This window comes from Mesorhizobium sp. M6A.T.Cr.TU.016.01.1.1 (assembly GCF_003952585.1).
Classification (GTDB): domain Bacteria; phylum Pseudomonadota; class Alphaproteobacteria; order Rhizobiales; family Rhizobiaceae; genus Mesorhizobium; species Mesorhizobium mediterraneum.
On sequence record NZ_CP034452.1, the window covers coordinates 1,010,546 to 1,021,405 of the forward strand.

Annotated in this window: 8 protein-coding genes and 1 pseudogene; 1 reads left to right on the forward strand and 8 read right to left on the reverse strand. The window is 62.3% G+C overall.

Annotation, left to right across the window (positions count from 1 at the left end):
* Window positions 1-27: 27 nt before the first annotated feature.
* The 8 genes and pseudogenes from EJ075_RS04740 to EJ075_RS33440 all read right to left on the reverse strand — a co-directional run.
* Window positions 28-759, reverse strand: a complete 732-nt coding sequence (locus EJ075_RS04740) for a LamB/YcsF family protein (RefSeq protein WP_126103564.1) — start codon at window positions 757-759, stop codon at window positions 28-30.
* Between the two features lie 11 nt (window positions 760-770).
* Window positions 771-3,119: a xanthine dehydrogenase family protein molybdopterin-binding subunit gene (locus EJ075_RS04745; RefSeq protein WP_126103565.1), complete on the reverse strand. Its 2,349-nt coding sequence runs from the start codon at window positions 3,117-3,119 to the stop codon at window positions 771-773.
* Window positions 3,112-3,609, reverse strand: a complete 498-nt coding sequence (locus tag EJ075_RS04750; protein WP_126103566.1) for a (2Fe-2S)-binding protein — start codon at window positions 3,607-3,609, stop codon at window positions 3,112-3,114. Before EJ075_RS04750 ends, EJ075_RS04745 begins: the two co-directional genes overlap by 8 nt.
* The gene (locus tag EJ075_RS04755) at window positions 3,606-4,457 is read right to left on the reverse strand and encodes an FAD binding domain-containing protein (protein ID WP_126103567.1); all 852 of its coding nucleotides are present in this window, start codon (window positions 4,455-4,457) and stop codon (window positions 3,606-3,608) included. Before EJ075_RS04755 ends, EJ075_RS04750 begins: the two co-directional genes overlap by 4 nt.
* A gap of 156 nt (window positions 4,458-4,613) precedes the next feature.
* On the reverse strand, window positions 4,614-6,581 hold the full coding sequence (locus tag EJ075_RS04760) for a hydantoinase B/oxoprolinase family protein (protein ID WP_095483655.1): 1,968 nt from the start codon (window positions 6,579-6,581) through the stop codon (window positions 4,614-4,616).
* Between the two features lie 3 nt (window positions 6,582-6,584).
* A complete protein-coding gene (locus tag EJ075_RS04765; protein WP_095483654.1) occupies window positions 6,585-8,612 on the reverse strand; it encodes a hydantoinase/oxoprolinase family protein in 2,028 nt (675 codons plus the stop codon).
* 103 nt (window positions 8,613-8,715) lie between these two features.
* Window positions 8,716-9,696 (reverse strand): helix-turn-helix domain-containing protein, encoded by a 981-nt coding sequence (locus tag EJ075_RS04770; protein WP_126103568.1) that lies wholly within the window; start codon window positions 9,694-9,696, stop codon window positions 8,716-8,718.
* Window positions 9,697-9,850: 154 nt separating this feature from the next.
* A pseudogene (locus tag EJ075_RS33440) lies at window positions 9,851-9,943 on the reverse strand (ABC transporter ATP-binding protein); the annotation flags it as partial.
* Between the two features lie 23 nt (window positions 9,944-9,966).
* Between EJ075_RS33440 and EJ075_RS04775 the strand changes: the two are divergent.
* A complete protein-coding gene (locus EJ075_RS04775) occupies window positions 9,967-10,788 on the forward strand; it encodes a 4'-phosphopantetheinyl transferase superfamily protein (protein WP_126103569.1) in 822 nt (273 codons plus the stop codon).
* Window positions 10,789-10,860 lie beyond the last annotated feature (72 nt).

Sequence of the window (10,860 nt, forward strand, 5' to 3'; positions counted from 1 at the left end):
GGAGCTTTCACGATTCGGAAAAATGAATCATGGGAGGCTTGTCGAATGGGTGTCGATGATCCGCCGCATCAGCGCGGCGACGTCGCGCGCATTCGGCGGATCGGAGTGGATGCAGACGGTGTCGAAGTCGACCGGGCGGATCGTGCCGTCTGTCGTGACGAGTTCGCGTCGGGTAAGCGCCCCCACCATTCGGTGCTCGGCAAGCGTCAGGTCGATGGCCGACTGTACGCGCGGGATGATCAGGCTGCCGCCGGGAGCGTAGGCAAGATCGGGAAAGAACTCGCCCACGAAGGCAACGCCGAGTTCAGCTGCTGCCGTCTCGTGACAGGTTCCCGCCATGCCGAAGAGCGGAATGCCGAACGGCTTGACCGCCGCGGCAATCGCCCGCGCAGTGTCCATGTCGTGCGCGGCCATGCCGTAGATGATGCCATGCGGTTTGACATGGCTGAGTTGCCCGCCCTCGGCGGCCAGAATTCCTGTCAGCGCACCGATTTGGTAGAGGAAGGCGGCTGTCAGTTCCTCCGGCTGAAGTTTCATTTCGCGCCGACCGAACCCCTCGCGATCGGGAAGGGAGGGATGCGCGCCAACCTGCTTTCCATGAGAAAGCGCGAGCCGCACGGTCTTCAGCATCGTCCATGGATCGGAGGCGTGGAAGCCGCAGGCGATGTTGGCGCAATCGATATGAGGCATGATGCCGGCATCGTCGCCGAAGCGCCAGTTGCCGTAACTTTCCCCCATGTCGCAGTTCAGGGTGACCATGGTTTGCTGCCTCAGCCCAGAGTGTTTGCTGCCCAGCCGGGGGCGATGTGCGGGAATTCCGGCGGTGGTTCGCGCTCGTGCAGCAGTCGAAGCACGCGCGGCGGCGTCAGTGGCAGTTGCTGCACCGGCTTACCGATGGCGCGCGCCACCGCACAGCCGATCGCCGCGCCCACGGCCAGGATCGGGACCTCGCCCGCGCCCTTGGTACCTAGAGGCCCCATCGACGGTGCGCCCTCGTAGAGGTCGGCGGCGACTGGAACCACGTCCTGCACCAGCGGCAGGCGATAGGTCTCGAAATCGTCCTGCGCGATGCGTCCGTCGGCGGTGAGCGTCACCTCCTCATGCAACGCATAGCCCAGCCCCTGCACCACGCCGCCCTGTATCTGGCCCAGGATGGCGCGTGGGTTGAGCGCGCGGCCGACATCTTGAACCACGCGATAGGCCAGCACCTCGACATGACCGGTGTCCGGATCAACCGCCACCTCGGCCTCGTGAACGACGAAGACGGGGATGTCGAGCGCATCGATGAAATGCCCCATGGCGCAGCCGGACATTGCCGGAGTGTTCCTGGCGGTAAAGGCTCCACTTCCTGTGATCGGGCCGGTGGTGGCCTGCGCATGGGCGACGACGGCGGGAATCGACATGCCGGAACCGGGACGTCCGGTGATCTCGACACGACCGTCCCGCAGCACCAGGTCTTCCGGTCGGGTCTGGAGCATCTCGCCGGCGGTCCGCAGCAGCTTCTCCCGCACCTCTGCACAGGCGGCGATGCTTGCAGCACCAATGGACACGGTGGTGCGCCCACCGCCAACGCCGACATCGAGGCCAGCGGCATCTGTATCGGCTTCGCGCACGATCACCTGGTCGGGAGCGAGGCCAAGCTGCCCAGCCACCATCTGCGGCAGGGATTGCACCATCGTGCCCGATCCGATCTCCACACCCGACGTGACCAGCGTTGCGCTGCCGTCGGCGTTCAAGTTCACCGTTGCCGCCGAGGGTCCGACAAACACGAACCATGTGCCGACCGTGGTCGCAATTCCATAGAGCCTGCCGTCGGCCTTCGCTTCGGATGTGCCGGTACTGGCACGCAACGCCTCCATACGATCGAGCATCGGACCCAGCACGTCGGCCTCGAAAACCTGGCCCGTGGCACCGAGATCACCATCTCCCAGGACATTTTTCTTCCGGAACTCCATTGGGTCGAAGCCTAGCGCACCGCAGATTTCGTCGGTGTGTCGCTCCAACGCGAATGTGTTGTAGACGCCGTTGCAAGCTCGGAAAGCACCGTTGGGTGGTGTGTTGGTGTATACGGCGCGGCTGACGAGCCGCGTTGCGCCAACCCTGTAATTGCCGCCCAGCGTGTGCGCCGTCATCGTCGTCAGGAAGACCTGCTCACCGCCATACGCGCCGCAATCCATCAGCACGACCGCTTCGCGCCCGGCGATGTATCCTTCGGCGGTGACAGCGGACCGAATGCGGATTTCCGCATTCTCGCGGCAGAGGCAGGTTGCCATCTCTTCCTGCCGGGTGTTTTCCAGGACCACCGTGCGCCCGGTCATCCGCGCCAGAAGTGCCGTGATAGGCTCGATGGACGCATCGAACTTCAGGCCGAACCCGCCACCGACAGGGGGTACAGTGACCCGCACACGCCCGGGTGAAAGCTGCATGACCCTTCCGGTGACGTTGCGCACGGTCCAAGGCACCTGCGTCGAGGTCTGGATGTGAGCACGGCCGTCCTCCCAGGAGCCGATGGCAACGCGCGGTTCGAAGGGCACATGGCTCTGCCGACCGACGGTGAAGCTGCTCTCGACAATGCGTATATCGGGACGGGCGAAGGCCGCATCGACGTCACCGCGGCTGGATTTTGCCTCCCATGCGATGTTGCCGGCACGTGCACCGCCCTCCGTGATCACCTCATAGCCGCGCCAGCCCTCGTGGACGAGGCGGGCGGCGGGCTGGAGCGCTTCGGCCATGGTGAACACCGGTGCCAGCGGCTCGACCTCGAGCATGATGGCGGCAAGTGCCGCCCGCGCCTGCTCCTCCGTCTCGGCGGCGATGACGGCGATTGGCTCGCCGTGATAGCGGATCGTGTCGATCGCCAAGAGCGGATGATCGGCAATGCCGATGCCGTAGAGTCCCGGCGCATCGGCGCCGGTCGCCACCGCGCGCACGCCAGGACAGCGCAGTGCCGCCGAAACGTCGAGCTTGCGGATACGCCCCGCGGGAACGGTCGACCGCAGCAGCACGGCATGCAACATGTCGGGGCGAATCCGGTCGTTGGTGTATTTCGTCCGCCCGCGCAGCTTGTCCTGCGCATCGCGGCGGGGAAGATTCATCACCGTGGCGGACAGCTCAGACATGGGTGCCTCCCACCAACTGGCCAGCCTTCCGCGCTTGGTCGAGGCATTCGGCCACGGCGTCGACGATCCGCTCATATCCTGTGCAGCGGCAGATGTTGCCGACCATCGCCGCCTTGATTTCGGGACGGCTCGCATGCGGATTGTCACGCACGAACGCCGAAAGGCTCATGACCATTCCCGGAAAACACATGCCGCATTGCACGGCATCGGCCGCCTCGAAATTGACCTGGAGCGGGTGCAGCGCCTGGTTTCCAGAACTCATTCCCTCGATGGTCGTCACCGCGCATCCATGGACGAGTCCAACCGGCTTCAGGCAGGACGGCACCGCTTCGTCGTCGACATGCACCGTGCACGCGCCGCAAAAGCCTTCGCGGCACACGGCCTTGGTCCCCGTCAGGAATCGTTCCTGCCGCAAGATGTCGACGAGCGGCGTCATCGGATCGCCATCAAAGCGGCAGTCCTCGCCATTCAGCTGGAATCTCACGGTCATGCCACGCCCCCGGTCTTGAGAAGTGCGGCAACACCGCGCTTGACCAGCGACGGAAGAACCTGGCGCCGGTACCAACCCTCCGCTTCCTTGCCGTCGCGGCCCTGAAAATCATTGTGCTCCAGTGCAAGCTCGGCGGCGCGTTCCGGATCGAGCGCGGAGGCCGGGCCTGCCCTCATGGCCTGTTCGAGCGCCGTCCAGCGCCGCGCTACCGGCTCCACCGAGCCGACGGCGATGCGACATCGTTTGTCCTTGTCCACCCCGAGGGAGACGATGGCGACCGGATAGTCGCCAGCTTTCCGAAGCGGCAGGCGGATATGAGCACTTGCGACCAGGTCGCGGCGCAGATGAATTTTCGTCACAATCGCTTCGGCCAGCAACGTATGCCTGTCTTTGAGGAAATCCGAAATACCGAGGAGTTTTGGGCCTTCGAACGTCTCCAGTTCCACCGTCGCCTCACAGACGAGAAGCGCAGGGGCGAGATCGGCGGCGGCAAAGTCGAGGGCACAAAGGTTGCCGCCCACGGTGGCGACCCTTCGGATGCCGGGATTGGCCGCACCCTCCGCCGCGGCAACCAAACCTTCGAAACCCGCTGCCCCGTGCAACTCGCGACCAAGTACTGCGTGGGTAACAGCTGCGCCGATCACGACATGGTCCGAGCCGATTTCGACCTTGGACAAGGCCGGTATTCGGTGGAGTGCGACCACCGCCTCGGGAAGGTCGACCCCACGCCGTGGATCACGCATCATCCAGGTGCCGCCGGCAAGCACCGCCGCACCTTGCCGGCGTGCGGCCATTGCCTCTTCAATAGTGCTGGCTGCGGTGAACAATCGTCCCACGCTTGTTGCCATCTGTCATACCCCTCGGAAGCAGCCGACTTTCGCAGCGTTGCAACATTGTTGCTCCAGCTTTAGGCTCCTGTGAAATAGTAATTCCTTGAAAATGGTATCTAAAAAACAGATAACTCCTGCGAGCGCCCGCAAGGTTTGGGGCGCGCTCTCTAGCGCTCAGGCCCAGTGACTGACCGTCCGTTTCTCAAAGCTCTCACGGAACTGGGCGGTGGTTTTGGGAAGGAGTTCGCCAGTCTCCCAATCGAGGATCACGGCATAGTGCCGAACCGCATCGAGCGTATCGATCTCGCCGGAGCGGTATTTGCGCGCGACCTCCTCAGGATCCATGCGTGCCCAGTCCTTCCGTTTCGCCCGGATGTCGGCACGGCAGGCTTCGGTAGCCATATCGTCGATTTCGTACTGGCACAGGTCGCGGTCGATTTCGCGGATCACCACGCCGTAGTCAATCTTGGCGCGCTCCAGAGAAACATAGTCGTCGATCACGTCCTCCATCACCTTGCGGGGCTCGCGCTCCAGTGGATCGCCGAAACCGCCGCCGCCGGCCGTCGGACGAGCGAACTGGTCGCCTGTGTGGACGGAGTAATCGGAGAACACGGAGCCGAGCCAGATCTCGGTCTCTTCTCCCGCGCGCTTCATGGTCAAGCCGTGTGGCATCGACGGCAGGCCTCCTTCGACACCCCAGACGACAGCGCGCTCGCGGTCGCAAATATAGGACATGACGGCATTTTCAGCCTCAAGCAACAACGAGGTCTTCTGCACGCCGACGCCGCCCCGCCATTTGCCGGGGCCGGCTGAATCCTGCTTGATCTGGAACTCGATCGTCCGAGTCGGATTCACCCGCTCGTTGCCTTCGTTCGGTTGCGACATCAGCCCGGTTCCGAAGCAGGCGGTGGTGACATCGGCACCATCCTTGCCGTTGCGCCCGCCCCAACCGCCGGGCAGCCATTCGTAGAACATGAAGATCGGCTTTTCGGGTTTGCGCGCGTCCCGTCCCCCGGCCAGCAGATATTCTAGGTTGAAGGCGCAGGCGATAGCGCGTTCGGGCATGATCTTCGACCACATCTCGAAGATCGCGTTCATGATCTTTTCGAACGGCATCAGGAACCCGGTCACCGCCACCGGCCATTCCGCGCTGACGACGCTGTTCTTCGGCGCGGTCACCTCGATCATCCGGTAAAACCCACTGTTGAGTGGAAGGTCCGGGAAGAAGGTCTTCATGCCGGCGACCACGGCCGAGAAGGTCGCGCCCGGGGCTGAATTGTACATCGAGGCAATGGTCGAATGGCTTCCCGTAAAATCGTAGTGGATCGTGTCGCCCTTGATCGTCATCTTGATGCGGATCGGGATCATGCCTTCGCCGGCACCGAGATCCCGGTCGATGTAGTCGACCGTCTCCCAGGTGCCGTCGGGCAGCTCCGCGAGACGCTTTCGCACGGCACGTTCGACGTAGTCCTGAACCTCCTCCATACCGCGCATGACCTGGCCGCGCCCATACTTCTTGACCAGCCGCAACAGCTCGCGCTCGGCAGCCTGCGTCGCCTGCGCCTGGGAATGGATGTCGCCAATGATCGATGCCGGATCGCGCGTGTTGGCCGCAATCATGTTGGCGACGTCGGAGCAGAATCGGCCGCGCTGGAAAAGGCGCAACGGCGTGATCCGCAGGCCTTCGCGGAACATGTCGCGGGCGGTGACGTCGAAGGAACCCGGCACTGAGCCTCCAAGATCCGACCAGTGTCCGTTCGACTGGGAGAAGCCGATCAGTTTGTCTTCGTCGAAGATCGGCCGGACGAGCCGAACATCGCTGAAATGCGTACCGCCGGCATAGGGATCGTTGATTGCGTAGACGTCGCCGGGTGCCATATCGCCTTCGAAGACTCGGATCACCTCCTTGCACGTGTTGTGCAGCGTGCCGACATGGACCGCGATGTCGTAGTTGCCCTGGGCGACAGAGTTGCCATCGGCGTCGTGCAGGGCGTTCGAAAAGTCTCGGTTGTAGATGACGAAGGAATAGCAGGTGCGAAGCATCTGTTCGGCCATCTGGTCGACAGTGGTGATGAAGGAGTTCTTCAGCACCTCGAACGTTACCGGATCGAGGCCAGGGCTCGTTTCAATCAGCTTTGTCATGTCTCAGCCTTTCGTCACGATGAGAATGTTCAGGAAGCCATCGACGGTCGCGCTCATTCCCGGCGGAACCACGGTGGTGGAATCGAACTGTTCGACAATGGCGGGCCCTGTGAAGGCAGCGCCGGCGCTGAGTTGCTCACGCTCATACACGGCCGCGTCATGAGATGCGCCGTCGAACCAGACGCTGCGGCGGCCGACCGGCTGTGGCTTATGCGGCAAGACTTCATGCCGCGGTATCTCGGCTTTCGGGACGATGCCGATCGCCTTGACCGCGATGCGGAAGATCGACACCGGCGCCTCTTCGCGGCGGTAGTTGAACTCGCGTTCGTGCTCGTTGTGGAATGCCTCGATCAGCGAGCAGATGCTCTCGATCCGCGCCGGCGCTGACACCGCAAGCGAGCGCCACTGTCCCTGGTACATCATCTCGACCGTGCGCTGCAGCGCCATGTCTTCCCGCGCCACGCCCTCATGGGTCAGACGCTCAACGGCCTGTTCTTCCATCAGAACAAAGGCTGTCTGCATCTCGGCGGGCGAGACCGTCGAAGCATCGGCCATGAAGCTTTCGGAGAAATCGTGCTGCACGTCGACGAGAAGGCAACCGAGCGCGGAGGTGACGCCGGGATTGGGCGGCACGATCACGGTTGGAATCGAAAGCTCCTTCGCCACGGCAGCTCCGTGCAAGGCGCCTGCACCGCCGAATGCGACGAGCGCAAAGTCGCGCGGGTCATAGCCTCGGCTGATGGAGAGAAGCCGGACGGCATTGCCCATATTGGCGTTGGCGACGGCGATGATCGCCTCGGCCGCTTTGTGGATTTCCATGCCGAAGGGTGCCGCCACCGTCTCCTGCACCGCCTGGGCGGCCAAGGCGGGGTCGAGCGTGATCTTGCCGCCCGCAAGGCTGGTGCCGAGACGGCCGAGCACGACATTGGCGTCGGTGTTGGTGGCAGTGCGGTTGCCATTCTTGTAGCAGGCCGGACCTGGAAAAGCGCCGGCAGACTGCGGTCCGTTGCGTAAGCTGCCGCCTTCGTCCTGCCATGCCAACGACCCGCCGCCTGCACCGATGGTCAGCACCTCGATGGAGGGGAAGCGGATCGGATATCCGAATTCGATGTACCAGTCTTTTGTGATGCGCGACTCCCCGTTCCATGCGAGCGAGACGTCGGTGCTGGTACCGCCCATGTCGAAGCCGATCGAGTTCGGGAAGCCACAGAGATTTCCGATGAAGCGGCTTGCGATCGCGCCGGCAGCGATGCCCGATCCTGCGAGCCGAGCTGAGAAATCCCTGACGCTTGCGGGTGTCATGACCCCGCCACCGCTGTGCAGCAACAGGAGATCTCGCTTGTATCCGGCCGCTGCAAGCTTTTCTCCGAGACGCGACACGTAGTCGACGACGACCGGGGCGCAGACGGCGTTCGCCATGGTGGTGGAAAAACGCTCGTGCTCGAAGATTTCCGGCATCACCTCCGAGGAGATCGAGACCGGCAGATCCGGCATGGCCTCCTTCAGGATCTCACGCATGCGGCGCTCATTGGCGCCGTTGACATAGGAGTTCATGAAGCAGACGGCTATGGACTTGACCTGCCGTTTCACGAGAATTTCCGCGACGCGGCGCGCAGCCTCTTCGTCCAGCGCTTCCAGGATCGTGCCCTCGGCACTGACCCGTTCCCGGACTGTCAGCCGGTCGCGGCGCGGGATATAGGGCTTGGCGACATCCTTGTAGGTGTCCCAGAGGTCTTCCTTGTTGGCGCGACGGATCTCGACAACGTCACGGAAACCCTCGGTGCAGACCATTGCGGTGCGTGGCAGGCGGCGGGTGATCAGCGCATTGGTGGCAACCGTCGTGCCATGAGAGAACATCGTCACCTCGGAAAGATCGATGCGGCCCTGCTCCACGCCATTCATGATGGCCTGCATGGGATCGTCAGGCGTGGAGGCGGTCTTCTCGATGCGGATCGCGCCGCTATCTTCATCCATGATACAGATGTCGGTGAAGGTCCCTCCGACATCGACGGCAACTCTTATTCGGCTCATGACAGTTCCTTCGTAGGGTCTTTGCGGGCAAAGCCCGGCCCCATCGCCCCTTGCCGGGGTGACGTCGCAGTAAAAGGTGGAATTGGCCCGGATTTCGTCGGGTCTAGTGCCGCTGTCTTGAGGTCGAAGCGCGGCCTGCCCGGTTCGCTGCTTCGCGACGGGTATCCGTCGGTGCGCAGCCGAATCGCGTCCGGTAGTGCTTGCAGAACTGAGACTGGTCGGCAAAGCCCCAGCGGTAAGCGATCTCGGCAACGCTGCTGATGTTGGTCACTGACATCAGCTCCTCGGCGCAAAGCTCAAGCCGGGCGTCGCGGATGAAGCCGTTGATCGACTGGTTGCTGTCTTGAAACAGAACCTGCAGGTAACGCAGGGAGATGCCGCAGGCATCAGCCACAGCCTGCGGGCCGAGGCCGGAATTCTTCAGGTTGTCGCGAATATACTGCTCGGCGCGATGCAAATGGCCGGCCCGGATCGACGAGATGCTGCTGTCCAGCACGCGATCGTCACTCACGATCGACAGGCACAGCATTTCCAGGATGTGCCTGCCCATCATCTCACGAGCGACTTCAGTGATCTCATCGACATGGCCGATCGTGGTTCGCACCGTGTCGAGAAAGAGCGCGGCGATGCCTTGGGTTGCGTCGAAACTGAGTGCACTGAGCCGTTCGGCAGATCCGATCCGTGCCCGAACGCTCGATGACGGCACCTTCAGGACCCACAGCGCGTTTGGCTTGCCGTGCCAGAATTCGTAAGGCGCATCTCCCCTCTCAAGGAGGAAGCCCCCCGGAACGCAATTGACGGTCCTCGATCCTTGCGAGAAATTCACCTCCGACATCTCCGGGATGGTGATGAGCAGGCTGGCGTCACGCTCGTTGAGGAAGTGGCGGCGATGGCGACGATAGCTTACAGCATCGCAGCGCATTTTAGACACGCTGACGAGCCCGAGAGAGAAGGTTTCCAGCGTGCCTGAAAATTCGCGACGGTTCCGATACTCGGTGTCGAGCGGAAAATAGGCTTCGGTAACAGCGGCTTGCCAGGCATCACCGCCTGCGGGACCGCCGATCGTATCGACGACGTATTTCATTCCCCGACCTTTCTGGTTGGCCCGGTTAGCCCGGTGTTTTTCTGAAGATTACAGGAATTCGCCGGCGCGTATTGGTCAAAAACGAATAAACTTATGTGGTCGTTTGGCAGTTGGCTCGCTTTCGGCAGGTTCGCGTGGAGAGCAGCATCCCGGCCACGATCTTTCCACCTTGCATGACGACAACGCGGCTGGCGATTACCGACGCCACGCGAAGATCGTGGGCGATGAAAAGCATCGACAGGCCGATTGCGTCATAACCGATCCACTACGATGACGCGCACCTTGGCGGGCCTCGCTAAACGGGTGCCCCGGCAACCTGGCGTTGCCCGGTTCGTCGACGTTCTGTTACAACGCAAGACAGCAGCAGTTTGGATCGGTGAAGGAGTGGTATTGCCGGGTGAGCCGAAAGTCCGCGACGACTCTTCGCCAGTCCGCCTGATAGCAGCCATTCGACAATTGGTTGCGGATGGCATCGTCATCGAGGGCGGCGATTTCAAACCAGCAGATCGAGATTGGCTGCTCGAAGAAGAACTGTCTCTGGGCAATGTCGTGCCGGCGCGACGTCGTGAGTTTCGCGCCGGACGCATTTACGCAAGGCAGGCATTGCGGGGCCTGGGCATTCCTGAAAGCGTCATCCCGATTGGACACGATCGGGCGCCGGTCTGGCCGACAGGTATTGTCGGTTCAATCTCTCATACCCGAAGCCTGTGCGCTGTCGCCGTCGGATTGTCCGCCGATTGCCTCGGCATCGGAATCGACATCGAGGAAGATTCTCCGCTTTCCGACGAACTGACAAAACTGGTGTCGCTTGCTTCGGAATTGAAAGACCGGGACGTGATCGAAGGGCGCCTAGGCTACGACCTGCCAAAGCTTCTGTTCGTGATAAAGGAAGCCTTCTACAAAATGCATTTCCCGCTCAACCGGCGCTTTTTGACGTTTCATGATGTTCGTATCGAACTGGATGTGGAGAACGCCAAAGCCATGGTCATTCGATCAAGCCGCCTGGCGGCGGCCGACAATGGCTGCTTTGAAGGCCGCTTCGGCAACAGCGATGGAACCTTGTTCTCGTGTTTTGACGTCTCTGCGCATTGACAGCCACGCAGCCAGCCAGCACTCAGTGAACCCGGCATGGGCTCTATTCCTAATCAACCTCGATCCCGGAGC